Source organism: Bacillus sp. AK128, from assembly GCF_053903075.1.
Genome location: NZ_CP096379.1, coordinates 3,839,166 through 3,866,116, shown reverse-complemented (window position 1 = coordinate 3,866,116; position 26,951 = coordinate 3,839,166). Strand labels below are relative to the sequence as shown.

At 36.9% G+C, this 26,951-nt stretch carries 23 protein-coding genes; 21 read left to right on the top strand and 2 right to left on the bottom strand.

Features of this window, described 5'->3' with window-relative positions; all coding sequences use genetic code 11:
• The first annotated feature begins 62 nt into the window (after positions 1 to 62).
• The 19 genes from M1D60_RS19440 to M1D60_RS19350 all read left to right on the top strand — a co-directional run bounded on the left by M1D60_RS19440 (position 63) and on the right by M1D60_RS19350 (position 22,205).
• Positions 63 to 827, top strand: coding sequence for a DeoR/GlpR family DNA-binding transcription regulator (locus M1D60_RS19440; protein ID WP_456276482.1), 765 nt, complete (start codon positions 63 to 65; stop codon positions 825 to 827).
• A 136-nt stretch (positions 828 to 963) separates the two neighbouring features.
• Positions 964 to 1,719 carry a 2-dehydro-3-deoxy-D-gluconate 5-dehydrogenase KduD gene (kduD, locus tag M1D60_RS19435; protein WP_456276481.1) on the top strand — a complete coding sequence of 252 codons (756 nt, stop codon included), beginning with the start codon at positions 964 to 966 and terminating at the stop codon, positions 1,717 to 1,719.
• A 33-nt stretch (positions 1,720 to 1,752) separates the two neighbouring features.
• Positions 1,753 to 2,583, top strand: a complete 831-nt coding sequence (gene kduI / locus M1D60_RS19430; protein ID WP_456276480.1) for a 5-dehydro-4-deoxy-D-glucuronate isomerase — start codon at positions 1,753 to 1,755, stop codon at positions 2,581 to 2,583.
• Between the two features lie 259 nt (positions 2,584 to 2,842).
• Positions 2,843 to 4,081: an MFS transporter gene (locus M1D60_RS19425; protein WP_456276479.1), complete on the top strand. Its 1,239-nt coding sequence runs from the start codon at positions 2,843 to 2,845 to the stop codon at positions 4,079 to 4,081.
• 394 nt (positions 4,082 to 4,475) lie between these two features.
• Complete coding sequence (locus M1D60_RS19420; RefSeq protein ID WP_456276478.1) at positions 4,476 to 5,447, top strand: ABC transporter permease; 972 nt, start codon at positions 4,476 to 4,478, stop codon at positions 5,445 to 5,447.
• A 12-nt stretch (positions 5,448 to 5,459) separates the two neighbouring features.
• On the top strand, positions 5,460 to 6,338 hold the full coding sequence (locus M1D60_RS19415) for a carbohydrate ABC transporter permease (RefSeq protein ID WP_456276477.1): 879 nt from the start codon (positions 5,460 to 5,462) through the stop codon (positions 6,336 to 6,338).
• A gap of 113 nt (positions 6,339 to 6,451) precedes the next feature.
• Entirely contained in the window at positions 6,452 to 8,062 is a 1,611-nt protein-coding gene (locus M1D60_RS19410; protein ID WP_456276476.1) for an extracellular solute-binding protein, read from the top strand.
• A 170-nt stretch (positions 8,063 to 8,232) separates the two neighbouring features.
• Positions 8,233 to 9,273, top strand: coding sequence for a helix-turn-helix domain-containing protein (locus M1D60_RS19405; RefSeq protein WP_456276475.1), 1,041 nt, complete (start codon positions 8,233 to 8,235; stop codon positions 9,271 to 9,273).
• Positions 9,270 to 11,102: a cache domain-containing sensor histidine kinase gene (locus M1D60_RS19400; RefSeq protein ID WP_456276474.1), complete on the top strand. Its 1,833-nt coding sequence runs from the start codon at positions 9,270 to 9,272 to the stop codon at positions 11,100 to 11,102. The genes M1D60_RS19405 and M1D60_RS19400 overlap by 4 nt, the downstream gene beginning before the upstream one ends.
• 188 nt (positions 11,103 to 11,290) lie before the next feature.
• On the top strand, positions 11,291 to 13,813 hold the full coding sequence (locus tag M1D60_RS19395) for a DNRLRE domain-containing protein (protein WP_456276473.1): 2,523 nt from the start codon (positions 11,291 to 11,293) through the stop codon (positions 13,811 to 13,813).
• Between the two features lie 263 nt (positions 13,814 to 14,076).
• Positions 14,077 to 14,841 (top strand): SDR family NAD(P)-dependent oxidoreductase, encoded by a 765-nt coding sequence (locus M1D60_RS19390; protein ID WP_456276472.1) that lies wholly within the window; start codon positions 14,077 to 14,079, stop codon positions 14,839 to 14,841.
• A 45-nt stretch (positions 14,842 to 14,886) separates the two neighbouring features.
• Positions 14,887 to 17,184, top strand: coding sequence for a DUF4962 domain-containing protein (locus M1D60_RS19385; protein ID WP_456276471.1), 2,298 nt, complete (start codon positions 14,887 to 14,889; stop codon positions 17,182 to 17,184).
• 21 nt (positions 17,185 to 17,205) lie between these two features.
• Positions 17,206 to 17,523, top strand: a complete 318-nt coding sequence (locus M1D60_RS19380) for a cupin domain-containing protein (RefSeq protein WP_456276470.1) — start codon at positions 17,206 to 17,208, stop codon at positions 17,521 to 17,523.
• A gap of 131 nt (positions 17,524 to 17,654) precedes the next feature.
• Entirely contained in the window at positions 17,655 to 18,698 is a 1,044-nt protein-coding gene (gene uxuA, locus M1D60_RS19375; RefSeq protein ID WP_456276469.1) for a mannonate dehydratase, read from the top strand.
• A gap of 63 nt (positions 18,699 to 18,761) precedes the next feature.
• The gene (locus tag M1D60_RS19370) at positions 18,762 to 19,712 is read left to right on the top strand and encodes a sugar kinase (RefSeq protein WP_456276468.1); all 951 of its coding nucleotides are present in this window, start codon (positions 18,762 to 18,764) and stop codon (positions 19,710 to 19,712) included.
• Between the two features lie 3 nt (positions 19,713 to 19,715).
• Positions 19,716 to 20,357: a bifunctional 2-keto-4-hydroxyglutarate aldolase/2-keto-3-deoxy-6-phosphogluconate aldolase gene (locus M1D60_RS19365; protein ID WP_456276467.1), complete on the top strand. Its 642-nt coding sequence runs from the start codon at positions 19,716 to 19,718 to the stop codon at positions 20,355 to 20,357.
• Between the two features lie 101 nt (positions 20,358 to 20,458).
• Complete coding sequence (locus M1D60_RS19360; RefSeq protein WP_456276466.1) at positions 20,459 to 21,100, top strand: YesL family protein; 642 nt, start codon at positions 20,459 to 20,461, stop codon at positions 21,098 to 21,100.
• A 288-nt stretch (positions 21,101 to 21,388) separates the two neighbouring features.
• Complete coding sequence (locus tag M1D60_RS19355; protein ID WP_456276465.1) at positions 21,389 to 21,649, top strand: helix-turn-helix domain-containing protein; 261 nt, start codon at positions 21,389 to 21,391, stop codon at positions 21,647 to 21,649.
• A 49-nt stretch (positions 21,650 to 21,698) separates the two neighbouring features.
• On the top strand, positions 21,699 to 22,205 hold the full coding sequence (locus M1D60_RS19350; protein WP_456276464.1) for a competence protein ComK: 507 nt from the start codon (positions 21,699 to 21,701) through the stop codon (positions 22,203 to 22,205).
• Between the two features lie 161 nt (positions 22,206 to 22,366).
• Here the strand turns inward: M1D60_RS19350 and M1D60_RS19345 are convergent, their stop codons facing one another.
• Positions 22,367 to 23,110: a GNAT family N-acetyltransferase gene (locus M1D60_RS19345; protein WP_456276463.1), complete on the bottom strand. Its 744-nt coding sequence runs from the start codon at positions 23,108 to 23,110 to the stop codon at positions 22,367 to 22,369.
• A gap of 284 nt (positions 23,111 to 23,394) precedes the next feature.
• Here M1D60_RS19345 and M1D60_RS19340 point away from each other — a divergent pair, with 284 nt between their 5' ends.
• A complete protein-coding gene (locus M1D60_RS19340) occupies positions 23,395 to 24,069 on the top strand; it encodes an NAD(P)H-dependent oxidoreductase (protein WP_456276462.1) in 675 nt (224 codons plus the stop codon).
• Positions 24,070 to 24,255: 186 nt separating this feature from the next.
• Here the strand turns inward: M1D60_RS19340 and M1D60_RS19335 are convergent, their stop codons facing one another.
• Positions 24,256 to 25,248: a LacI family DNA-binding transcriptional regulator gene (locus M1D60_RS19335; RefSeq protein ID WP_456276461.1), complete on the bottom strand. Its 993-nt coding sequence runs from the start codon at positions 25,246 to 25,248 to the stop codon at positions 24,256 to 24,258.
• Between the two features lie 253 nt (positions 25,249 to 25,501).
• Between M1D60_RS19335 and uxaC the strand changes: the two genes are divergently transcribed.
• On the top strand, positions 25,502 to 26,905 hold the full coding sequence (uxaC, locus tag M1D60_RS19330; protein ID WP_456276460.1) for a glucuronate isomerase: 1,404 nt from the start codon (positions 25,502 to 25,504) through the stop codon (positions 26,903 to 26,905).
• Positions 26,906 to 26,951 lie beyond the last annotated feature (46 nt).

The following is a 26,951-nucleotide window of genomic DNA, read 5'->3' as shown; positions in this document are numbered from 1 at the left end:
AAGTAGGATTCGTTTAGTTTAAATGAATTAACTCAGCTATATGTGAACGGAGGACACAATGAATGCTTGCAATTGAACGGCATGAGCGAATACTCGATCAACTGGATAAAAATAAAATAGTCAAAGTATCAGAGCTTGGTATGTTATTAGAAGTAACTGAAAAAACAATTCGAGGTGACCTTGAATTATTAGAACAACGTGGACTTTTAAAACGAATACATGGTGGAGCAAAATTGGCAGAAGGTGAAGAAAGAATGCTACCCATTGTTGATCGTCAATTAGGGCATAGTGAAGTGAAGCTTGCCATTGCTAGAGCGGCACTAAAATTAATAAAGCCAAATGAAACAATTTTGATGGATGGGGGAAGCACGACATTAGCTGTAGCAAAGCTTTTGGGTGAATTTCCAATAACCGTCATTACGAATGATATTATCATAGCGAATGTGTTGCTAACCAAGAGTAATGTTCAATTAATAGTTTTAGGTGGTACAAGAATTGAAAAATCTTCTTCTTTAGTGGGCAGTCAAGCAACAGAAATGCTCAATCGAATGAGAGTTAACCGATTGCTTTTCGGTTCAACCGGTGTCTCGATTGAACATGGATTAACAGTTTTTAATAGCATTCACGCAGATTGGAAAAAACAAATTATCAACATTGCAGACCATATTACTCTTTTAGCTGATTCTACTAAGTTTGAGAAGGTAGCCCTTATCCAATTTGCTTCATTAGAAGAGGTCGACGAGATTGTTACAGATTCTAATCTTAGTGAAAGTATAAAAGGGAAATTTAAAAGCAATCAAGTCCGCCTACATTTTGCAAGGGTATGAAATTCAGAGATTCTTTAAAATAAGATGATAAACGAATAATTTTTCGTTGTTATCTTATTTTTTTGTGCTATAATCGAACCATAATGAACATAAAAGAACAAAATAGAACAAAAGATGCTGTGAAGGAGGTTATACATTGGAATCACTTTTTTCGTTAAAGGGTAAAGTAGCTCTTCTAACTGGAGCGAGTCGAGGGCTAGGTCAAGGCATGGCGTTAGGGCTAGCAGAGGCAGGAGCAACCGTAATTGGAGCAGGAATGAGCGATATGTCATGTACACGACATAAAATCGAATCAATTGGTGGAACGTTTCATGATTTGAAGATTGATTTATCCAAGGATCAATCAGCCCAGCAGCTAGTATCAGAGGCGCTATCACTCTCGAGCAAGATTGATATTTTAGTAAATAACGCTGGTATCATTCGGCGAGCGGATGCGGAAAATTTTTCAGATGATGATTGGTATGAGGTTATTAAAGTCAATCAACACTCTGTATTTCAATTGTGTAGAGAAATAGGAAAGCATATGCTTGAAAACAGAACCGGAAAAATTGTGAATGTTGCTTCCATGCTTTCTTTTCAAGGGGGATTAAGGGTTCCTGCCTATACAGCTAGTAAGCATGCAGTAGTGGGTTTAACCAAATCTTTAGCAAATGAATGGGGAAGTCGAGGAGTAAATGTAAATGCAATTGCTCCTGGATATATGGAAACAGATAATACGGCTCAGCTCAGAGCGAATCAAGAACGAAATGAATACATAACTTCAAGAATTCCTCAGGGCAGATGGGGAACTCCAGAAGATTTAAAAGGTGCTGTTGTTTTCCTTGCTTCCAATGCTTCAAATTATGTAAATGGACATATACTGTGTGTTGATGGCGGATGGATGAGCTCCTGAACAAAAGAATAATGACTAGAAAGGGGAAAAAAAGTGGAAATTAGACATACGACAAATCCTGTGGATTTTAAATCATACACAACAGAAAGATTAAGAGATGATTTTTTAATAGATTCGTTATTTTGTAAAGGTCAAATCAACATGACGTATTCACACTACGATCGGGTTGTAGTTGGAGGAGCGATTCCAACAGATCAAGAACTTAAACTGGAGGACCAAGACACATTAAAAACGGATTACTTTTTAGAAAGACGTGAGGTAGGAATCATTAACATTGGGGCTGAAGGTATCGTCATAGTGGATGGTCAGGCTTATACATTAAACAAACGAGATTGTTTATATGTTGGATTAGGAAAGAAGGAAATTTTATTTAAAAGCAGCGCAATTTTAGATCCAGCGAAATTTTATTTCGTTTCAACACCTGCACATAAACAGTATCCTACAAAGATAGCGCCTATCGAGGATGCTGAACCAACTCACTTAGGAGTTGATAGTGAATCAAATAAACGCACGATTTATAAGTATATTCATGCTGATGGAATTCAAAGCTGTCAATTAATGATGGGAATGACGATATTAGAACCAAATAATATGTGGAATACTATGCCAGCGCATCTTCATGATCGTCGAATGGAAGTTTATTTATATTTTGATATGGAACGACATTCACGTGTATTCCACTTTATGGGGGAACCGAAGGAAACTCGTCATTTAGTTGTTGAAAACCAGCAAGCCGTTCTTTCACCGCCATGGTCCATCCATTCAGGGGTAGGAACTAGCAACTACTCATTCATTTGGGCAATGGCTGGAGAAAACTATACATTTACGGATATGGATCTAGTAAAAATGGATGAATTAAAATAACCGTTGTAAAAAATGAAAAAGTGCTATATTCCCTTTTAAAAGAGAATATAGCACTTTTTTGTTTTTTTCCTGTTAATGGATAATGGTTAGCATCTTGTTAATCGGCGCATAAGAAGGAAATTTGTACTTTATATCAACCCACAAAAAAACGACTCCAACCTAAAATAGACCAATATCCTTCACCTAAATGAAGTGATAGTATTTTGAATATATGCGATCAAGTATCCTAAATAGAAAAGAAAAGAGGGTGATCCGTTAAATGCTGAAAGGTTTGAAGATAAAGAAAGATACAGCTGTTCAAGGCTATTTGAGTCCTAGTTTACTAGCCATGTATGTTGATACACTCTTAATGGCAATTGGATTTTATATGCTTGTACCGTTATTAAGTGTTTATTTTATTCATCATTTACATTGGAGTATTTCTCTCACGGGTTTGATCCTTGCTGTCAGTGGGATATCACAAAATGGTTTACGGTTTTTTTGTGGATTATTAGCAGACCATATTGGCTATAAGCGAGCGATTTTATTAGGAGTGGGCATTCGTATTATAGGTTTTGTTTTGTATGGTGTTGTAAGTCACCCTGTTGGTTTTGCAATCGCTGCCTTCATTTCAGGTATAGGAGGGGCCTTTTTCCATCCAGCAAGCTTTGGGGCATACGCCAGAATAACGTCTGAAGAAATGAAGACAAAGATATTCAGTATCCGAGAGACACTAAGTAATATTGGTTTCATACTAGGTCCAGTCATTGGGATGTTTCTACTACAATTTGACTTTACCATTGTAAGTTTTTGTTCAGCCTTTATGTTTATCTTAGCTTTTCTATTATCTTGGCTTTTACTGCCCGAGATGAAGGGAAGTTCACCGATGAAACAGGAGTTCATACCAATAGTAAAGAAAATCGGAAAAAATACTAGGTTTCTCCTATTTTGTTTATTAATCATTGGTGTATGGTCTTTAAATGTACAACTGTACCTTGCAGTTCCAGTAAGAGCTGAAATGTTGCTAAAGGATGTTGATCAAGTAGCCTATTTATATATGGCTGGTGCCATTTTTATGGTTGTTTTACAGATCCCATTACTACAAATGTTATCGAAAAAACTAGAACAACTACATGTTATGGCTTTAGGGACGATCATTCTTGGAACTAGTATGTTGATGTTTGGTTTTACAAAAGGCTTATGGTCCATGCTATTTGCGGTCCTACTATTTACAGTGGGGCAAATGATGGTGGTCCCTACAATGAACCACTTAATCTCTAGTTATGCTGATCCTCAATCCTTCGCAACCTATTTTGGGTTTACGGGATGGAGCTTTGCCTTAGGTGGATTACTAGGGAATATGGGTGGAGGATTTCTCCATGATTATTTCAGATTACAAGAGAATTATACATTCATTCCTTGGATTATTTTGTTTTTATTTAGCTGTGTAATATCTATCAGCTTTTTTATAGATGGGTCTTCCGAAAAAAAATCCACTCCGGTAAATCTCAGAACCTAAAAAAAACACAAAGCGACTAAAATGTAACCGAAGAACTTATTTTACTTGATTGATAAAATGAGAATACAAAAAATAGAGAATATTTAATATAAAGGCCTTTTTTTCTATAACTTTGTTGCTTTTGAATCTATTTATCTAAAGCTATGCTCAATTGATACTACAAAAGCCGTATTTATGATTAGAAAAGGGCAACTCTCTAGATGTAAAGCAAAAGACATTGTACTACCAAGTAAAAATCCGGCTTTTGGGATTTTTACACAAAGCAACAATCTATACGAAAAAAGTAAAAATAAAACAACTGTGAATTCGAAAGAAACTTGCTAAGGAGGTTATAGCTTTTTATCACATAGAACAAGAGATAGATCAAAGATCTTCATAAGGGGAGAGAAGAGGGATGAAAACTATAGTTGAAACAGAAAAAGTAGATCCTAATAAAACGGTCATACTTCATAAGAAAACGACCTTTCGTCATAAATTAGGTCAACTTAATAAGTATAAGATGCTATACTTAATTTCAATTCCAGGTATTCTTTATTTTATTATATTTAAATATGTACCATTAATGGGTTCTGTCATTGCGTTTAAGGATTACAATATCTTCGCTGGTATCTGGGACAGCCCTTGGGTTGGCTTCAAACATTTTGAAGCACTTTTCGTAAACCCTGATTCCATTCGTGTACTAAAAAATACACTACTACTAAGCTTTTATGATATCTTGGTTTTTCCAGCACCTTTATTGCTAGCCTTATTATTAAATGAGTTACGGTTAGTGATCTATAAGCGCTTAATACAAACAATCGTTTATATGCCGCACTTTCTTTCATGGGTGATTATAAGTGGATTATTTATTGGTATTCTCTCTCCTACTACAGGATTTGTAAATCATTTTATAGAGTGGTTAGGTCATGAACCTATCTATTTTATGGGATCTGAAGAGTTCATTAGGCCAATTCTTGTATTTACGTATCTATGGCAGAGTGTAGGATGGGGTACCATTATCTACATGGCTGCTCTTGCTGGAATTAATCCTGAACTTTATGAAGCAGCGAAAGTTGATGGTGCAAATCGTTTTCATCAAATGTTACATGTAACTGTACCAGCTATACTTCCTACGTTCAGTATTTTATTTCTTCTTCATATTGGACATTTTCTTGATTTCGGATTTGAAAGGGTTTACGTTTTCCTAAATCCGTTAAACCAAGCGAATGGAGATATATTGGATACGTACATTTATGAGGTAGGTTTGCAAAATGCTCAATATAGCTTCACGACAGCCATTGGAATTTTCAAATCCATTGTTGGTCTAATATTGTTGGTCTTTGCTAATTTTATGAGTAAGAGAATCTCAGGTAATAGTCTATATTAGGAGTTGAACTTAATGAAAAAAAATGTAAGCCTTTCCTCAAGAATTTTTGATTTATTTAATATCCTATTTCTAGCGTTACTTGGATTAAGTATGCTTCTACCACTTATTTCTGTAATGGCTAAGTCATTTAGTAGTTCAGAAGCCATCTCGAAAGGCGAAGTATTTTTTTGGCCCGTTGAATTTACTCTTATAAACTATGAATATGTCTTCCATGACGCTTCCATTTGGAGAGCATTTTTCATCTCAGTATTGATTACAGTGGGAGGAACTTTAATCAATTTATTGGCGACTACTTCGCTTGCATATCCTCTATCAAGACCGGAATATAAAGGGAAAAAAGTAATTCTCTTTCTCGTATTATTTACAATGATTTTTTCAGCTCCATTAATTCCATCTTATCTAGTTGTTAAGAGTTTTGGGATGGTTGACACACTTTGGGCTTTAGTTATTCCAAGTATGATAAGTGCATTTAATTTCTTTGTAATGAGATCCTTCTTTCAAAATATTCCGAGCACCCTAATTGACGCTGCTCGAATTGATGGACTCGGGGAGTTAGGTATTTTATTTAGGATTGTTTTACCGCTCTCCAAGCCTGTCTTAGCTACAATTGGTATTTTCTACGGTGTAAGTCACTGGAATAACTATCAATCAGCTTTGTATTTTTTAAATGATCCGAAATTATATCCACTACAGGTAAAATTACGCCAAATGATTGTAAACGATGAAATGGCAGTTGAAGCAAATTCAGTATTTTCTTCTATGGCACTAAACTCACCAGAGGGAATTCAAATGGCTACAGTTGTGGTTGCAACTCTACCGATATTATTATTATATCCTTTTTTACAAAAGCATTTTGTTAAAGGATCAATGATTGGATCCATAAAAGAATAACAACAAAAAAATGACAAGTGTACTAAAGTTAACCTATAGTTGGCCCGGTAATATTCAGAATATAATAAATTCAAGCTTTTGAAAGCGCTTAAATTTAAAGGGGGATAGGATGGATGAAAGATTATAAGAAAGTACTCCAGCTTTTTGTTGTCTCATTATTGTCAATTTTGATAGTGGTAGGTTGTCAAGCTGAACCTGTGCAAGAAGAAACTCTAGAAACTGAAAAAGAGAACACAAATGAACCAAATGATGTTGCTGTAGATGAGGATCCGCTAAAAATGTCAATCTCTATGAGAACTCTAGCATTTACACATGTAGAAAATTCTCCTGATATTAATCAGGATGAATACGTACTTGAGCTAGAAAAGCTAACAAATGTAGATTTAGACATTAGGTTATTACCTCATAAAGAATACACAACAAAAATGGATTTAATGTTTGCTTCTGGTGATATACCTGATGTAGTTCAAACTTCTGGTGGCTTTGGTCAAGGAAGTGGGCAATCTTTGCAGCAAGCAGTTGAAGCTGGCGTGTTCTTACCACTAGATGACTTGATTGAAAAGCATGGACCTAACTTAAAGAAGTATATTCCAGAAGAAGCCTGGGAGCAGCAAAGGTATACCGATGGTAAAATTTATTCCATTCCTGAGTTTCTATCAAATCCATCTCGCCGTGCGACTTGGATTCGAAAAGACTTGCTAGATAAGGCTGGACTTGAAGTACCTAAAACTGTAGAAGAAACGTTAAATGTCTTACGTGAGTTCAAAAAAATGGGTGTACCACAGCCATATGGAGGCCGTGCAGAATTCAAGTATTCTGATACATTCTTTGGTTCATATGATGTTCAACCATATGTAAGTATGTGGGAATTAGATGATAGTGGAAATCCTGTACCGAAGTTCTTTGATTCAGAAAATATGCAAGCTGCTCTTCAAACATATAAAACGATGTATGATGAAGGGTTATTGCATAAAGAATTTTTAACAATTGATTCTAAGCAATATAAAAACGAAGCAGTTAACGGAAATATTGGAATGTGGGTTATGAATGCAAATGAATTATTACAATGGGAGCAGCAACTAAAGGAAAATGTGCCTGATGCTGAAATTGCGCTTATTCCAGCTCCAGTTGGACCTGATGGAAGCGGTGGTTATTATCTATACGGCGATGTCACCCGTGCATATGCTATTAATAAAGATGCTCAAGATCCAGCAAGAATTGTAAAATTCTTTGATTGGATGCTATCTGAAGAAGCACAAAAGTACTTTACTTACGGAATTGAAGGAAAAGATTACACGGAAAGTAATGGACAAATTAATTATAATACACCTGAATCGATTGATGATATAAACATTGAACGCTATCGTACAGCCTTCTTATGGATGGTTCAGGATACAACCTATATCAAAGGACTGCTAGAATTGACTCCAGAGGGGCAAGAACTAATTAAAGTATATGATACAGTTCTTGCAAATGAAGGAAGAGATGGTATACGTTTTGACCCACCATTAGAGGCATTAGATACGTTACCAGATTTACAGCCTGGTTCTGATGTTCCACCAAAACTTCTTATGGGACATATGGCTAAGATGATTACAGGTGTTGAACCTATAAGTGATTGGTCGAAAGTTGTGGAAGAATGGAAGGAAAGAGGAGGAAGTAAAGCATTAGAAGAGGCTGCAAAACGTTATAAAGAAGGAGATTTCCAAGCTCCAAGAAAATAAAAAAGAACTGGCTGTTCTAAATGCTACATTTAGGATAGCCTCTTTGTATTTATGCTATTTGAATGACAAAATATGCTATTTTTTTCCTGTGAATTTATGTTTTGTGCTATAATTCTATTAATTTTAGAAAAAGTTTGAATACTTTATTATCTTTAGAAGGAGAAGCGCTGATGAAGATATTAATTATTGAAGATGAATTTATGATACGTAAAGGTATTCGTCATCAATTAGAAAACATGGACTTGCCAGACATTCATATAGAAAGTATATGGGAGGCAGAGGATGGAATTGAAGCTGATGAACTCTTAGTCTCTCACACTTTTGATATTGTTTTTACGGATATTAACATGCCTGATATGGATGGCTTAACTCTCCTAGGTAAGTGGGAAATGTCTCATCCAAACACACAATGGGTGATTATTTCTGGACATGATTCTTTTCATTTTGCGCAAAAAGCCATTATTCATGGCGCAAGGGACTATCTTTTGAAACCGGTTACAAGAAGAAAGCTAACCACAACATTCGAACGCTTAGTCGCTAATTATAAAGAAAGACAACTTGATTTCATTGAGGTAAATGAGATGGATGAAATCTTAGATCTTCTAGAAGGAGCCCTGTGGGTGTTAAATGAAGAAATGATGATAAAGACAATCACTGATTGGGCAAATAAAATTGAAAAAAAGCAGCTCCATTCATCCTATTATCAGCATGTGTTGAACCATCTATTACAAACATTAGTGGAACGGATTGACCAAAAAGGAAGCATTAATCTAGATTTAACTTTTGATATTAATGGTAATACGTTTAAAGAAATCACAAATGCATTTATTACTCACTGTCAAACAATGATTGAAGCCATACGACATCAAAGAAAGGGCAAGATGATAGATCCTATTGAAGCTGCAAAAGAATATATGATAAGTAAGATTGGTGAAAAAGTAAATTTAGATGATGTGGCGGAAAGACTTGGATTTAATCCCTCTTACTTTAGTCAATTATTCAAACGAGAAACAGGTCAAACTTTTGTAGAGTATAGAATTAATTTAAGGATGGAAGTGGCTAAAAAGCTTCTTGAGCGTAACGAAATGAGGATCATTGATATATGCAGTGAAATTGGCTACGATGATGCTCCCCACTTTACGAAAACATTTAAAAAATACACTGGATTTTCCCCTACTGAGTATAGAAAATCATTAGGAATTGACGCATGAAAAAATGGATTCTTCGTTTAAACTTGTTTCAAAGACTACTATTATATTTTGCTATTATTATGATTTTGCCACTTATCATTGTTGCTAGTATCATTTATATGCAATCAGCCAAGCTACTTGAGCAGCAAGCTGAAGACTTTCTTGAACAAAGTGTCACTAATCTTTCTTTTCAATCTGACCGCTTTATTAAGGATTATGAGTTAGCGACCTTGCCACTTGTTTCAAATCCTAATGTTAAGTACTTTCTAGATTTAAAGGAAGATAACGTGGAGGAGCACGTTCGTTACCAATATTATCAAGCCATTTGGACCATGATGGAAAATATCGTTTTGCAAAATCCTGAAATAGACCGAATGTATATCATTGGGGATAATGGAAGACATATCTCCTTACGAAATGAGGGGATTACTTCTCAGCGGTTAGAAAAATACAAAAACCTAAAATCCATAACACCAGAGAGCGGAAAAATTATTATTCAACCTTCCAATCAATCTGGTGATATATCTATTACAATAGCAAGAAAGATAAGAGGAATGGAGTCATTTGTACCCAACGGTATACTAGCAATAGAAATTAGTGCGTCGCAATTAGGGAAAATGTGGAAAGAGGCAAACCTTGGCAATGGGGGCTTCTTTATGATTGCTGATGAAATGGGGAAAGTCATTTATCATCCAGACTTTAAATTGATTGGACACCAACTGAATGAAACAGGAAGACATCAGCTTAGTCTTCATAAACAAGGAAGTTTTTTTGACCAATGGAATAACGAGTCTACATTCTTTCATTTTTCTACATCAGAGTATACGAACTGGAAGCTTATTGCAGCAGTTCCAGAGTCGCAGCTTTTCGTACCAATTTCAGGTGTTCGATTAACAGCGTTTTTATCAGCTATTTTTGTTTTACTTCTTGCATTTAGTATTTCAATTAATTTTATCAAACAAATAGTTCACCCAATCCGATTGGTAGAGAAAACAATGAAAAGTGTTGAGGAAGGTAAATGGAAGAAACTACCGAATTTAGCTCGAAACGACGAGATTAGTAGTCTTTTAAATAGTTATAATAATATGGTAGACAGATTATCCACACTTGTTGATCAAGTATATAAAGCTGAATTAGATCATAAGCAAATAAAAATTGAATTACAAGAGAGAGAGCTTGAAAAACAAAAGGTAGAGATTCAAGCACTTCAATCACAAATCAACCCACACTTCTTATATAATACACTTGAGACGATGGGAGCCTATGGAATGATTAATGGGATCGATGAAATCTCAGAAATGGGTGATAGTTTAGCAACGATGTTTCGCTATTCTGTGCGAAACTTAGAACTGGTTACAATAGGAGATGAAATAGAACATATCAAGAATTACCTTGTCATTCATGAGCACAGAAACAAAAAGTCCATTCATTTAAACCTTGAAATTGAGCCTGCATTTTATGATGTCCCGATGGTAAAGTTAAGCTTGCAACCTCTAGTGGAGAATGCAATTGAGCATGGTATGAAACGATCAATGAAAGACATGTCGATTAAGATTCGAACCAGAATCTCTGGCTCTTCTTTAAAAGTATGTGTCATAGATAATGGGAAGGGAATGACAAATGAAAGAGTAGATGAAATAATGGAGCACTTGAAACAAAATAGAATGAAAGAATCTGAGCTTGGTAGTCATTTAGGAATTGGAATTGCAAATGTAAATAGAAGAATACAGCTTCTATTTGGAGATGAGTTTGGGGTATCGATAAGTAGTCAAGAAAATAAGGGGACAACTGTTACCATTACGATTCCATTTCAAAGAAAGCATATTGAATCTACAAAGCTGTCTTCTTAAAATTTTAAATATTCTAAAAAATATATAAATTGATATAAAGAAAACAACAGACATACTCTTAACCTTCTTTATACAATAAAAAAGGATACTAAATCCCTTGAATTGATAGCGTTTACAAAATCGTTATGATCGAAAGGTGTATTTAGTTTCTTTTTTTAGATTAAACCAAACAAAGATGAAGGAGGAGTATGATGAGGGGAAAGTCAGGTAAGAGTTTTACAATTTTTTTGTATGTACTTGTATTCATTTTAGTTATTCCAAGCATCCAGGTACATTCTGAACAAGAGCAGCCAAGTAAACATACAGTTGTAGATGTAACGGCAAGTGGACATGATGGGAATTTTCCTGAGAATACGTTAGATGATAATCTATCGACACGATGGTCTTCTCAAGGGACAGCAGAATGGATCTTATATGATTTAGGCTCTTCGAAAGAGGTAGGCTATGTAGGTCTGGCTTTTTACAAAGGAGATGCTAGGCAATCTTATTTTGATATCCAAGTCTCTGCTGATGGAGTGAATTGGAGTACGGTCTTAACTGATGGTATAAGTAAAGAGGGTGAGGCCGGATTAGTTGCATATGATGTTGAAGATTCGGTCGCAAGATATGTCAAGGTTGTAGGGAAAGGGAATACATCCAACGAATGGAATAGTATTGCAGTGACGCATATTTATCGCCCATCAGAAAGTGGTGAATTACTACTTATGGAACTAGTGCCACCTAAACCGGAAGAGAGAGAGGATGTTACATATACAGAACCAGGACTCGTTAATCCAGACGGTTCCAAGCATCCTATTCATAAAGCAAATAAAGTAACAGGAAAAAAATTGAATGTTATTGACTTTGGGGCAGATCCTTCAGACAGTGATCAAGATGACCTTCCTGCTATCTTAGCAGCAATTGAAGCCTCAAATGCAGGAGATGAAGTGTTTCTCCCAAAAGGAACGTATAATTTAAAAAGCACTTTACCTAATGATGGCTCTTCACATATCGCCTTGAAGTCAGGAGTGAATATTAGAGGAGAGAACCAAAAACATGTCTTTTTAGTTTCTGATTTTGATGCAGATGATCCAAGCGGTAAAGTGTTTCGGGCTTATGGATTAAATAATATTGTGATATCGAATTTGACCATTACGTCTACTTTCAATGGCAACTATTCATCTGATTCAAAGCAGAACAATCCAGATCGCGGGGGCCCAGTGTACGGTATTTATATTGCGGATGGCTTTGGCAATACCCCTTCTTCTAACATTTTAATTGAACATGTCACCATTGAAAAATATCAAAGGATGGGTGTTCGCATTGAAAACAGCCATGATATAGTCGTACAAGATGCTCTATTCCAAAATGCTACAGATGTTGGTGGCGGTGGAGCTGGATACGGGGTGAGTATCCAGGGAGTACCAAAAGTCGACCGTACAGGGTACAAAAACGACACTCGCTTTAATGTAGTTCGTAACAGTGTCTTTAAAGGACCGTATATACGTCACGGCACATTACTTCAGTATTATGCTCATAATAATGAGATCTATAATAACACGTTTGAGAACACCGTCTTAGACGCGATTGATTTACATGGTGAAGATGAATACTTAAATGAAATCTATCAAAATACGATTTCTGGTATTATTACCGGTGCAGGAATCGGTGTGGGGAACACAGGTGGTACTGCGCCAAGTAATCATGATGCATCTGGTCCATATAACTATATTCATGATAATAAAATTACGAACTCCCGTGAAGGGATCAAGGTGTACTTGGGTTCTCCAAATACAATTATTGAAAATAATACCATCATGAATACTACAGAACCTAGTAATGCGAAGGGAATCTATATTTTAAATGCTCCAGGAACGATTATTAGAGATAACAAGATTATGAACAACAAGGCTGAAGGGTTTGTTGGAATTTTATTAGCGCATGATAAAGGTGACAGTAATGCGAACAACATCGGCTCAGGTGATCCAACTAATATTACAATCTCAGGAAATCAAATAAAAGGAAATACGAATGGAATTAGAGTTGAAGCTGGCAGCAATATTTTTATGAATGATAATGATGTCAGTAAAAGTGTAGAAAATGATTTTTATCTTAACTTCCAACAAACTAAACAAGAGACAGACATTCCAGGAGAAGAGGAAGTTGTCATCCCTTTTGCTGATGCTCTTGTTGATATTGAAAGTCCTACATCAAACTATGGTTTAGAAGATCCAGACTTAACATCAGCAGGTACATCTGATAAAAACTATTATAAATACTTTAATGTGAAAAGTAATTCGGACTTTAGTAAAGGTCGAGTAGCTTTCTTTCAGTTTGAAGTAAATAAACTAAATGAAATACGAAACGTACTATTTGAACTCACTGGCAAAATTGGAAGTAATACAACCAGTGTTGAACTGGACGTTTATGGCTTAACGAATGATCAATGGAATGAAGAAACCATTACATGGGAGAATGCCCCTAATTTGGCAGCAGATTCAGTAAAAGTGACAGGAATTGGTGAAACGGCAACCCTTCTTGGACATATTAATGTGGCTACATCAGAAGCTGAAAAAATTAATATCGATGTAACTGACTTTGTAAAAGCCCAATCGGATGGGAAAGTAACTCTTATGGTTGTGGATACCATAGGGCAAAATGGAAACGTTAACATCTATTCAAAAGATGAAAGTAACGAGTCAAGGTGGCCGGCATTAATTATTGGAAAGTAAAACGTCTTGCTTACCCTATCCGGGCACTTATGCCCTACCAATCTATATAGTAGTTTTCTATAGTGCCCCCTTTTAAAAAGGGGGCTATTTCTTCTGTAACCAATTTTCTAGACGATTTACTATTCATGAAACAGAGATTAATCATAGTAAATTCTAAAAAAAAGACAACAGAGTCTAAAACTATTCCGACGATTGTAGGAGGAGCTGAGTGATAAAATAGCATTATTACACGGTAGCATCATTTATCAGAATAGGGGGCTTATATGAATATTGATCTGAAAGATAAAGTCGCATTAGTTACGGGAGCAAGCGGAGGTATTGGGCAATCCATTGCGATTGAACTAGCTGAAAGTGGTGCGAAGGTAGCTGTAAATTATTTAAGTAATAGTCAAGGTGCAGAGGAGACAGTTAGGCTCATTGAAGAAAAGGGTGGAGAGGCGGTCATGATTCAAGCAGATGTAACCGACCTTTCTCAAATTGAATCACTTGTTTCCGAAGTAGAAGAAAAACTAGGAACAGTGGATATTTTAGTAAACAATGCTGGGCATTTAGTAGAGAGACGACCAATCGCGGAGATGACGATTGATTTATGGCAGAAAGTATTTGATGTCAATGTAACTTCTGCTGCATTTATGAGTAAAGCCGTTATCCCTGGTATGAAAGAAAAAGGAAGCGGTTCCATCATTAATCTAAGCTCGCTTGCAGCACATGATGGAGGTGGACCAGGTGCAGTTCCTTATGCTACATCAAAAGGGGCTATCATTACATTTACCAAGGGATTGGCAAAGGAATTAGCTCCATTTGGAGTTCGAGTTAATGCCATCTCACCTGGTTTTATAGATCAAACGAAATTCCATACTACATTTAATACGGAAGAAGGAAGAAAAGCTACGGCTGCTAGAGTTCCACTTGGACGAGGAGGAGTTCCTCAGGATATTAGTGGTGCCGTTCTATTCCTTATTTCACCTTCTGCTTCCTATATTACGGGAGAAACGATTGAAATTAATGGCGGACTATTTATGAAATAAAATTTGTGTCAATATTTTACAACTAACAATAAAGGAGGAAATGAGATGCAATCAATCTATCAACCTGCTAGTGGCATTCTAGATGTTAAGTATGCACCAGATGAAAATACAGAACATATTGAGAATCCACCTAGATTTACCTGGATGCCTGTACAATTACAGAATGACCAGTATTGCTTACAGATTTCTAGAAGTTCAGTTTTTTCACCTGAAGATACTGAAACCATTCAACCGATTCCATATAATTTCTATACACCTAATCAAGCAATGGAGCCTGGAACGTATTTTTGGCGCTATTGTCAAATCGATACGACAACAGATTCCGTCCTTTCGACGTGGAGTGAAACAAGAAGGTTTGATATTCCGGAGAATCTTCCTGATACATCACTGCCTAGTAGAGAGGAACGATATGAAGGAGTGAGCCATGCTCATCCAAGGCTATGGTTAGGTCCAGAGCAACTCGAGAAATTCAAAGAAAATATAAAGAAAGACGCTACGCATTGTAATTGGAATGTATTCTATGAAAAGTCCGTTTTACCATGGCTTGAACGCGAACTCATTTCAGAACCGAGTCCTTACCCTGAAAACAAACGTGTCATTAAGCTTTGGAGACAAATGTATATGGACTGTCAAGAAACTCTATATGCTATTCGTCACTTAAGTGTTGCTGGTGTGATCCTTGAAGATCAACAAATTATTGATCGTGCTAAGGAATGGTTGCTTCATGTGGCAAAATGGGACACAGAAGGAACAACGTCAAGAGATTATAATGATGAATGCGCTTTCCGTATTGTGGCAGGACTAGCATGGGGCTATGATTGGCTATACCATCATTTAACTCCTGAAGAAAAAGGATTAGTTCGTCATTCTCTTCTAAGAAGAACCGAACAGGTAGCTGATCACAATATCAAACGTTCGAAAATTCACCAAGTACCATATGATAGCCATGCGGTACGTTCCTTATCATCTGTCCTTATTCCATGCTCGATTGCACTCTTAGATGATGCAGAAGAAGCAAAGGAATGGCTTGATTATACATTAGAATATTACGCTTGCATCTACACTCCTTGGGGAGGTAAAGATGGTGGATGGGCTGAAGGTGGCATGTATTGGACGACGGGAATGGCCTACCTTATTGACGCACTAAATCTTGTTAAAAATTATATGAAAATAGATTTCTATCAACGCCCGTTCTTCCAAAAGACAGGAGATTTCCCATTGTATTGTTACAGCCAAGATACTAGACGAGCAAGCTTTGGTGATCAGTCTAATCTTGGTGAGCGACCAGGATTAAAAACAGCCTTTAATATTAGGCAGTTTGCTGGTGTAACAGGAAATGGATTGTACCAATGGTATTATGAGCAGGTTAAGGCTTGGGACACAGATGCCGATCAAAAGTTTTTTAATTACGGATGGTGGGACTTCCCATTTGACGATATGATTTATTTACATGATTTCCCTCATGTAGAAGCCACACCACCAACAGAGGTAGAACCTGTAAAATGGTTTAAAGATGTAGGCTGGGTTGCGTTCCATCATAAGATGGACCAACCAGATGAACATATCATGCTTTTAACAAAGAGTAGCCCATATGGTTCATTAAGTCATAGTCACGGAGACCAAAATAGTATTCTTATCCATGCATTTGGTGAACCACTTGCTATTAAATCTGGTTATTATATTGGGTTTAATAGTACGATGCACAAAAAGTGGAGAAGACAAACTCAATCGCATAATACATTATTATTCGATGGAGTAGGTCAGTATTCGGACTCTAATAAAGTACTTAACAAGTCAGCACAGGGAGAGGTTTTAGAGGTTTTCTCCAATGATGAATATAGTTATGTAAGAGAAGATGCAACGAAAGCTTATTCAGAAACTGTGCCATATCTAGAAAAGTTTGAGAGAGAAATCTATTTCGTCAATCAATCGTATTTTGTCGTAGTGGACAGTGTTGATTTAACTCAAGAAGGAAGTGTGAATTGGTTATTACATTCCTTACATGAGATGCAAATTAACGATCAAGTATTTAAAATTGCGGGTGAAAAAGCTGAACTTGAAGGTCGCTTCATTTATAGTTCTTCCGGTGATTTGTTCTTAGATCGATCTAATGAATTTAATGACGTTGATCCTTCCGAGGTAGAAGACCTACCTAAAGAGTGGCACTTAAAAGCCATTACTAAAAAGTCTAAACGCCATCGTATTGTTACGCTTTTAACTCCAAACCGTAAAGGAGAAAACAAATACGTATCTTATTTTATGGATGACCAAGATCATGGTGTGCATATCTATTTAACGGAAAATGGAAAAACGTTTTGTGTTGATGTAACGAAAGCATATTAATACTTGATAGGGGGATTTAGGATGGGTACTCACGTGCAATGGGAACATGCGGAGCCAGGTGTGAAAAGAAAAATCTTTCCTCCTGGTGACACCATCATGATGATGGAAGTTCACTTTGAAGAAGGAGCAGTTGGGTATGAGCATAGTCATCCACACGAGCAGTTTACGTATTGCTTAAGAGGTCAATTTGAATTCACAATCGACAGTGAAAAACATATTATCGGTCCTGGTGAAACAATTTTCATACCAGGAGGCGCAAAGCACGGGGCTAAAGCACTGCAAGCAGGTGCCATCATTGATACTTTTACTCCTCTTCGAGATGATTTGCTTAATAGATAATTGGGCGAGAGTGTAAGAAAGCAAAAAAGTAGTTTAGAGTTGGAATACCCCTATTGAACATAGGGGTATTCTGCATATAGTCAACTGTCTACTAGCTTTTAAGACAACTTACTTGAAATGAGGATTTTACATTGAAGATGACGTTAAGATGGTATGGTGTGGACGACAAAGTAACGTTAGACGAAATACGACAAATTCCTGGTGTTTCAGGTGTAATATCAGCTATTTATGATGTACCCGTTGGTGAGGTTTGGCCAGTCAACAAGATTTTAGAATTGAAGAATAAGGTCGAATCAAAAGGACTGGTATTAGAAGGAATTGAGAGTGTACCGGTTCATGAGGACATTAAATTAGGTCTACCTACGCGTGAAAAATATATAGAGAGCTATCAGCAAACGATTCGGAATTTATCAGAGGCTGGGGTTCATTTAGTATGTTATAACTTTATGCCTGTCTTCGACTGGACCCGTTCCCAGTTAGATTATGAACTTCCTGATGGTTCGACTACATTAATTTATATAGAAGAAACAGTTCAAAAAATGAATCCATTAAATGGAGAACTTGATTTACCAGGTTGGGATAAGAGCTATCACCCTGAGGATTTACAACATCTATTAGAGAAATATCAGTCTATTACGGAAGAGAATCTTTGGGAGAACTTGGAATACTTCGTAACGAAAGTAATCACAGTTGCAGACGAGGTCAATGTGAAAATGGCGATTCATCCCGATGATCCCCCTTGGCCAATATTTGGACTTCCACGGATTATAACAAATAAAGATAATTTGGACCGATTTTTAGGGTTAGTCGACAGTCAAAATCATGGAATTACCATGTGTTCGGGGTCTCTAGGAGCAAACGAAGAGAATGATATACCAGCTCTCATTCGTCATTTTGGAAAGCAAGGAAGAATCCACTTTGTGCATGCACGTAATATAAAGCGGGTTGGAAAAAAATCTTTTCAAGAATCCTCCCATCGATCAGAAAGTGGATCTATAGATATGTATGAAGTCATGAAGGCGTTTCATGACATTGGTTTTTCGGGGCCTTTGCGGCCTGATCATGGAAGAATGATTTGGGGAGAAACAGGAAGGCCTGGTTATGGGTTATATGACCGAGCATTAGGAGCAGTTTATTTAAATGGACTATATGAAGCTATTCATAAATCGAACTGATATAGGAATGGAAGAGCAATTGCTTCAAGTAGTATACAGAATAGTAGGATAGGAGGAACGGAATTGAACGATATTATAACCTTTGGCGAAAGTATGATGTTATTTACTCCCCAAAAAGATGGTTTACTTAATCATTCACATTTATTTGAGCAATCTTTTGGAGGAGCAGAATCAAACGTAGCAATAGGCCTTGCTCGGTTAGGTGCAAAGGTTGGATGGTTTTCCCGTGTAGGTGACGATCCCTTTGGTGAGTATTTGATAAAAGCGATTCGCGGAGAAGGCGTCGATGTATCTAGGGTGAAAATTGATGAAGAGCACCCAACTGGTGTGATGTTTAAAGAAATAACGGGAATTGGGAACCCAAATGTTTATTATTACCGAAAGCATTCTGCTGCCAGTCACATGACGCCTAACGATTTAGATGAAGAGTATATAAAAGAAGCAAATATATTGCATATCACAGGGATCACGCCAGCTTTAAGTGAGAGCTGTTATGCAACTATCCTCGAAGCGATTAAATTGGCTAAAAAGCATAACTTAAAAGTATGTTTTGATCCGAATATTCGATTAAAGCTATTATCTCTTGAAAAAATAAAGAAGATTGTATTAGAACTGGCAAGGTTAAGTGATTATTTTTTACCTGGGATCGATGAATTAGCATTACTGTTTGATTCAAAGGATAAAAATCAACTGATTCAAGAAGTACAAAAACTAAACATACCAACAACGATTATAAAACTTGGTGAGGGTGGTTGTATGATCGTGCAACAGGAAACAACCAAAGTCATAAATGGGAAAATTGTTGACAAAGTGGTAGATACCGTTGGTGCAGGGGATGGTTTTTGTGCAGGGTTTCTTTATTCTATTACGAACGGAAAATCAATTGAAGAAGCAGCGGAGTTTGCGAATGCTGTCGGAGCACATGTTATTCAATTTAAGGGTGATGTAGAAGGTCTACCAACCAAGAGGCAGATACAGTACTTTGATATGAATCATAGGAAAATAGAGAGGTAACTTATGAGGAAAATAGAAATTATTCAACAAATTCAATCACAAAAGTTAATTGCTGTTGTTCGTGCGGATTGTTCTGCTAAAGCTCTACAATATATTGATGAGATTATCGCCGGGGGCATTAAGCTTATTGAAGTAACGATGACTACTCCATTTGCACTAGACATCATAAAGGAAATGACAATAAAATATAAGGAAGACAAGCAGGTAATCATTGGAGCGGGAACAGTACTAGACTCTGTGACTGCTAGACTAGCAATCTTACAAGGTGCTGAATTTATCGTAAGCCCATCCTTTGACCAAGGAGTTGTCCAACAGTGTCACTTATACCAAGTACCTATATTACCGGGTGTCATGTCTGTGAATGAAGCAGTTACTGCATTGCAAGCGGACTGTCCTATTGTGAAACTTTTTCCAGGGGATATATTTGAACCGTCCATGATTAACCACTTAAAAGGACCACTACCACAACTGGAAGTGATGCCCACTGGAGGGGTAAACTTGGAAAACATAAAGGAGTGGCTGGATGCAGGAGCATTTGCCATAGGTATTGGAAGTGATTTAACCAAACAGGCTTCAAAAACTGGGGACTTATCTTTTATTAGGTTAAAAGTTGAATCCTATTTACATGCTTTTAGAAGAGATTAAAGTGTTACAAAGTTAGCATGCTAAGATGTTACTTAAGTGAACGATAAATGATAATTTACTATGTTAAAAAAAGATTCATAATCCCAAAGAAAGGAGAGAGTATGATGGAAATGCAAGGGATATATGGTGGATTTTACCGAATTTGTGAATGGATAATGAGATTAGCTTATGTTCAATTTTTATGGTTTATTTTTACATTGGCTGGCATTGGCGTTTTGGGTGTATTTCCGGCAACCTCTGCTCTTTTTACCGTTATTAGAAAGTGGGTTATGGGTGAGCATGATATTTCGATTTATGTTACTTTTAAATCAGCTTATAAAAAAGATTTTTGGAAGATTAACGGATTAGGCTGGATATTAGCTGTTATTGGATTCATATTAGTAGTGGATCTAATGATTTTTAAGTTTGGTGAAAATGGATTAACAACTCTAATTCGAATCATGGTGATAAGCCTACTATTTATATATAGCTTAACGATATTATTCTTCTTTCCTGTATATGTTCATTATTCGTTTTCCTTGAAGGAATATATTAAAAATAGCTTTCTCTTTAGTCTGACATCACCTATATTAACAGTAACAATTGTCGTTGGATACTTTATCCTCTATAAAGTACTAGCTATTCTACCAGGGCTTATCCCATTTTTCTCAATCGCAATGTATGCCTATCTTAGTATGTGGTGTAGCTTTAAAGTCTTTCAACGTTTAGAAAAAACTGACAGGCTTCTAGCATCTGACAGTTAAGGATTGAGAAGGAACTACTGCTTATTCGAGGAACATGTACAAAAATACTATTCATCACAAAGTGATATGATAATCGGCTTCATTGCAAAAGACCATAAGCTTATTCCTCGGAAAAAAATAAAGAGGTATAAGCTTTTTTACTTTCGAATTCCTAACATTTTCTATTGGTAACCACATTTACAGCAAGGGCTAAAATTCAAACTACTGCAATCTTTACAATTCCCAACGTATACATTGTTCAAATCTCCTATCCCTACCAAGATAATAGGGTTCAAAGGAGATAGAGTGATGTCAAAAAGGGACCTGTTATTTACAAAATTACTAGGACAAAAGCTTCGTGAGCAGCGACAAGAACTGGCTGAAACTCAGGACGATTTTGCGGATAAGCTTGGCATCCATGTGAACAATTATGGGAATATTGAACGTGGCGTAAATCCTCCAGGTGGACAAACGATCATACGTCTCATTACAAAATGTGGGATTGACATGACGAAGCTTGTGCTTGAAGCAGAAGCCGAGGCTAAGAAAATTTTTCCAGATGAAGAATAATCCTTTTTGAGCATTCTATGAAACCATTAAATGAAAAGGAGAATAATATTTGTTAGAACTAAAACACTACGAAATATCCTCAACCACCCTCGCTATTGTACCTGCATACCATCCTACATATGGATCCAGAATCATCGATCTCCAAGGTGAATATTATTGTAAAGAAACTCCGATTAAACTCATTGAACACGCCTGCTTAGAAGGTGGCGCCTCGTTAGAAGGAAGAAAGAAAGCTCTACGGCACTTAAAGTCGTTTCACCAATGTCCTCCTATACCCATTAACCCTCTAGAAGATATCTATGCCTTTCCAACCATCTCTCCTGAATCCTACGATTGTAACTGGATTTTCTATGAACATATCCACTATCTAACACCACAACTCCAATCTACAATTATAACTTTTCGTAACCAACAAACCCTTGAAGTTCCGATTTCAATTGCTGTGATGAAGAAGCAACTATCCCGAACTGAATCTTGTATTGTTTCGTTTAGTAAACCTAGAAGACGGAAAGGGTTGTATAATCCAGACCGTACTTTTCCAATTACATCTTTATAGAATACCTGTACTATTTTTAATCACCATCATGAGGATAGGATGGTTCTCGTGGAATAAAGTAAAAGCCAAAAGTAACGAGTACTTTTGGCCTTGTAAGGCAGAAGGGGAAGTTTTTTTCGAAAATCGAGCCCTACTAATGGTGTAAGGCTTTTTCGAAAAGATTACAATATATGTTGAATCCAAACATTAGGTTCGATATATTCTCCACAATCCCTTTCTCTATTAACGGAAATCGGAACAAGTGCTTCAGGAACAATATATTTTCCGGTAACAGGAAGAGATAGTCCAATCCATTGTTCCCATTGCGATATCTTTCCTTTTATGATCATTGATTCATTCGCAATCGACAGGATATTGGCATTTGTTCGTAAATGTATTCGAATCCAAGGATCAAAAGCTTGGCCTTCATTTGTCACCCAATAAGCGTATTGCTCCATAGGTATTAGGGGGTATTTATGTTTTAAAGAGGGACGAACAGGTGCAAGCATATACTGATAGTCATGCTCCTTAACAATTTCCTTCATCCTTCTCACCATTAATTCACTAATGCTCTTACCTCTATACAGAGGATTCACCACGATGGCAATTGCAGAAACGGTATTTGCCCTAATGCCTTTTTTAGATTCTTCTACAGAACGCTTTAGGACATCATCCCAGCCACTAGGTAGATCTTTTACTGTTCCATCCCAATGAAAACTGACTGCGTTTCCACAGGCAATAGCCTTTTCATCCTGATCTAATAGTACAAATTGTAAATGAGGAAATACCTTTGGAAGATACCCAAAATATTGATTAGCTACTTCATCCTGTAACATGAATTTTGACCATCCTAGTCCATGTAAAATGCTAATTTCATTAACTAGGTCAGGTCTTTCTGAGATTGTAAACGACTTATATTGATTCATTTTCTATTCCTCCCAAAATATTAGATGATTGATTAATATTTTGGGAGCTTTACATTGAGCAGAATCATTTGATCAGTCCTTTCCATTTATTCCCTTACATTATACAGTGAATGACTGAGATTTTGAATAAAATTTATGCTTCGCATTTGTTCGCAACCTAAGAGTGGCATAGAATAGAGCTAATTTTTTGTTTAGGGAAAGTGAATCATATACAATATGTCTTAATACAAACTAGTATCAAGTCTAGTTTTGAATCTAATCTAATAAAAAAGGATGAATTCATCATGAGCAATCACGACGCTAAAAAACAAGAGATCATAGCAGCATTTAATTTTCGCCATGCAACAAAGGTATTTGACCCTACTAAGAAAATTTCCGATGAGGATTTTGCATTTATTTTAGAAACAGGCCGTTTGTCTCCAAGCTCTGTTGGATACGAGCCGTGGAAATTCCTTGTGGTCCAAAATGAGGGCTTACGTGAAAAGCTGAGAGAGGTGTCATGGGGAGTACAAGGACAGCTGCCGACTGCCAGTCATTTTGTTGTGATTCTTGCCCGTACAGATGTAAGATATGATTCTGATTATGTGCGGAACTTGCAAAAGAATGTGAAGCACATGCCTGATGAATTACTTGAGACACTGAAGGATCGTTACAGAAGTTTTCAAGAGGATGATCAGCGTTTGTTTGAAACCGACCGAGCATTGTTTGATTGGGCGAGCAAGCAGACCTATATTGCGCTAGGCAATATGATGACAGCTGCCGCTCAAATCGGCATCGACTCTTGTCCAATTGAAGGCTTTAGCTATGAGAAAGTAAATGCGATTTTGAAGGGTGAAGGACTTCTTGAAAATGGCAAGCTTGCCGTATCAGCTATGGTTGCCTTCGGTTATCGCCAAGAGGATCCAGCACGTCCGAAAACGCGACGAGTGATGGAAGAAGTTGTGCAGTGGATTGACTAGCATAGTAAAGATGCTTTAAGCTTACCTGTGTGTTGTCCTTAACAAGCAGCATTGCTTTTTGAACAAAAAAGATAGACACAAATAAAGAAGGGCACGAACCAATTCAGTATTGGGTTCGTGCCCTTTTATTTTTGCCTGGATAGAATTGGGAGTGGAACAAGGTCCCTGTCCCCATGTTTCACGCCACTAGACCCCCGTACGAGCACACGAGCTTCTTTCCATTAAAGTGGGCGTTAATGGTTGCACAAGAGGTACAGAATCCTTATCTCTTATATAGTGTAGCAAGGTATTTACCATGGCTGCTGCAAGGGCGTCTACGGAAACCCCAACACTCGTTAGGGGTGTTTCAAGATTAGCCATTTGTGGAATGTTATCGTATCCCATGACTGAGATGTCCTTTGGAATAATAAGCTGTGCCTCACGAATGGCCCGTATGATTCCTCCACTTATATCATAGCTTGATCCAATGATGGCGGTTGGAATATAGCCAGAATCCAGTAGCCTTTTGGTCGAGGTATACCCATCAAACCAGGTTAAACCACCAGTATTGACGAGTGTTTGATGATCAATCCGTAAATCAAAGTGCTTCATTGCCTTTTGAAATCCCTTATATTTTTCAATTTGCTTTCGATCTACAGGTGAAAAATCACCAACGAAGGAAATTTTTCGATGACCGAGGCTATATAAATACTCTACAGCCTGAAACATAGCCTCCTGATAGTTAACATCGATGATGGGGAACGTGTTTTGACCACCTACCCCATAGGAGACAAAGGGAATGGTAGAGGCGAAGGTATTCGTCAGTTCCTCGTTATTTTCCTCAAATACAATAATCCCATCTACTTGGAATCGTTTAAACATTTCAACAGAAGATTTCATCGAATCAATAGATAAAATCATATTGTAGGAATGCTTTGTAATTTGTTCATTCAATTTTGTGACTAACGTAGAAGGCGTGACTCTTTCTAGTGTCGGCCAAATAAGTCCTATGGTTTTAGACTGCTTGGAGACAAGTCGTTGTGCAGCAAAATTGGGTTCATAGCCCATATCCTTCGCAATTTGAATGATTTTCTTTTTCGTGTCTTCCTTTACAAGCGGGCTATCATTTAATGCTTTTGATACGGTAGAAAAACTTACCCCCGCTGCAGTTGCAATATCCTTAATCGTAATATTCATCATTATTCACCCATATATTCCTATTGTAATGACAACGTTATTATTAAACCTGTGTGACGTTCTTGAAAATCAATAATAATACTATTAATTTTTATGTAAATCACTTAATTTGTCAAGAATAATCACCAGAATAGAACAAAAAATAAAATAGTTGAAATTTTTTAACATTTAATTTACCATAATAATAACAACGTTGTTATTTTCTGATAAGCATCCTAACGCACGGTAATTTTAAAAAAAATAAGAGGGTGGAAGCATGAAAAAATTTATGGATGATACTTTTCTTCTAACAAACCAAACAGCCATTGAGTTATACAATGAATACGCTAAAGAGATGCCGATCATCGATTACCATTGTCATTTAAATCCAAAGGAGATTTATGAAAATAAACAGTTTAAAAACATAACAGAAGCCTGGCTTCACGGTGATCATTATAAATGGAGAATGATGAGAAGTAATGGAATCGATGAAGAATACATAACCGGAAAGGCAAGTGACTATGACAAGTTTCTAGCGTGGGCAAAAACCGTTCCCATGACAATCGGAAACCCACTTTATAATTGGACGCATTTAGAGCTACAACGGTTCTTTGGCATTCATGACATTTTAAATGAAACGAGTGCACCTGACATTTGGGAAAAAGTGAATGCGTTACTGAACCAAGAGGATTTTACCGTTAGAAAATTGATTGAAAAGTCAAATGTAGAAGTGGTCTGTACAACCGATGACCCAACAGATTCCTTAGAATATCATCTGAAACTAAAGGAAGAGAACGATTTTAATGTCAAGGTTTTACCAAGCTTTAGGCCTGATAAAGGGTTAGAGATTAATCGTCAAGGTTATCTAAGCTGGGTAAACAAATTAGCGGAGGTAGTTGAAAGAGAAATTACGACTTACGATGAATTGTTAGCTGCTCTTTCCGAGAGAGTGGACTTCTTTCATTCACATGGAGGAAGAGTATCAGACCATGCTCTTGATGTCATGATGTATGCGGAAGCAACGAAAGAAGAGGTTGATTCCATATTCCTGAAAGCGCTAAACGGGGAAACTGTATCCTTAGAGGAAGAGAAAAAATATAAGTCCTATACACTTACATTTTTAGGGAAGCAGTATGCAAGACTCGGCTGGGTGATGCAATTCCATATGCATGCCTTAAGAAATACAAATACAAGAATGTTTCAGCATATGGGTCCTGATACAGGATTTGATAGCATGTATGACGGTCAGGTTGCGAAGCCATTATGTCAGCTCCTGGATTCCCTTGATCGTGAGGATGCCTTGCCAAAAACGATTTTATATTCCCTAAACCCAAACGACAATTACGTTATTGCGACAGCGATGGGGAGCTTCCAAGGTGGTGGGATACCAGGAAAAATTCAGCTTGGTACAGCTTGGTGGTTTAACGACCAAAAGGATGGAATGCTTGACCAAATGAAGACACTCGCAAGTGTTGGTTTGTTTAGTAGATTTATAGGGATGCTAACTGATTCTAGAAGCTTTCTTTCTTATACAAGACACGAGTATTTTAGGAGACTAGTGTGTGATTTAATCGGAGGCTGGGTTGAAAGCGGTGAGGTGCCAAACGATCGGGAGTTGTTGAGTCGGATGGTAAAAGGCATTTCCTATGAAAATGCAAGAGAATACTTCCGTTTTGAATAGGGACTTCTTTTCTATAGGCTGTGTTAAAGTACAATGTTAATTTTTT

What these genes read in the sequence shown, in the direction of transcription:
- M1D60_RS19420 (WP_456276478.1), top strand. Translation starts at nt 4,476, where the DNA reads ATGAAAACTATAGTTGAAACAGAAAAAGTAGATCCTAATAAAACGGTC.
- M1D60_RS19410 (WP_456276476.1), top strand. Translation starts at nt 6,452, where the DNA reads ATGAAAGATTATAAGAAAGTACTCCAGCTTTTTGTTGTCTCATTATTG.
- M1D60_RS19360 (WP_456276466.1), top strand. Translation starts at nt 20,459, where the DNA reads ATGATGGAAATGCAAGGGATATATGGTGGATTTTACCGAATTTGTGAA.
- M1D60_RS19415 (WP_456276477.1), top strand. Translation starts at nt 5,460, where the DNA reads ATGAAAAAAAATGTAAGCCTTTCCTCAAGAATTTTTGATTTATTTAAT.
- M1D60_RS19395 (WP_456276473.1), top strand. Translation starts at nt 11,291, where the DNA reads ATGATGAGGGGAAAGTCAGGTAAGAGTTTTACAATTTTTTTGTATGTA.
- M1D60_RS19425 (WP_456276479.1), top strand. Translation starts at nt 2,843, where the DNA reads ATGCTGAAAGGTTTGAAGATAAAGAAAGATACAGCTGTTCAAGGCTAT.
- M1D60_RS19365 (WP_456276467.1), top strand. Translation starts at nt 19,716, where the DNA reads ATGAGGAAAATAGAAATTATTCAACAAATTCAATCACAAAAGTTAATT.
- M1D60_RS19400 (WP_456276474.1), top strand. Translation starts at nt 9,270, where the DNA reads ATGAAAAAATGGATTCTTCGTTTAAACTTGTTTCAAAGACTACTATTA.
- M1D60_RS19390 (WP_456276472.1), top strand. Translation starts at nt 14,077, where the DNA reads ATGAATATTGATCTGAAAGATAAAGTCGCATTAGTTACGGGAGCAAGC.
- M1D60_RS19345 (WP_456276463.1), bottom strand. Translation starts at nt 23,110, where the DNA reads ATGAATCAATATAAGTCGTTTACAATCTCAGAAAGACCTGACCTAGTT.
- M1D60_RS19405 (WP_456276475.1), top strand. Translation starts at nt 8,233, where the DNA reads ATGAAGATATTAATTATTGAAGATGAATTTATGATACGTAAAGGTATT.
- M1D60_RS19355 (WP_456276465.1), top strand. Translation starts at nt 21,389, where the DNA reads ATGTCAAAAAGGGACCTGTTATTTACAAAATTACTAGGACAAAAGCTT.
- M1D60_RS19340 (WP_456276462.1), top strand. Translation starts at nt 23,395, where the DNA reads ATGAGCAATCACGACGCTAAAAAACAAGAGATCATAGCAGCATTTAAT.
- M1D60_RS19335 (WP_456276461.1), bottom strand. Translation starts at nt 25,248, where the DNA reads ATGATGAATATTACGATTAAGGATATTGCAACTGCAGCGGGGGTAAGT.
- uxaC (WP_456276460.1), top strand. Translation starts at nt 25,502, where the DNA reads ATGAAAAAATTTATGGATGATACTTTTCTTCTAACAAACCAAACAGCC.
- M1D60_RS19440 (WP_456276482.1), top strand. Translation starts at nt 63, where the DNA reads ATGCTTGCAATTGAACGGCATGAGCGAATACTCGATCAACTGGATAAA.
- M1D60_RS19385 (WP_456276471.1), top strand. Translation starts at nt 14,887, where the DNA reads ATGCAATCAATCTATCAACCTGCTAGTGGCATTCTAGATGTTAAGTAT.
- M1D60_RS19380 (WP_456276470.1), top strand. Translation starts at nt 17,206, where the DNA reads ATGGGTACTCACGTGCAATGGGAACATGCGGAGCCAGGTGTGAAAAGA.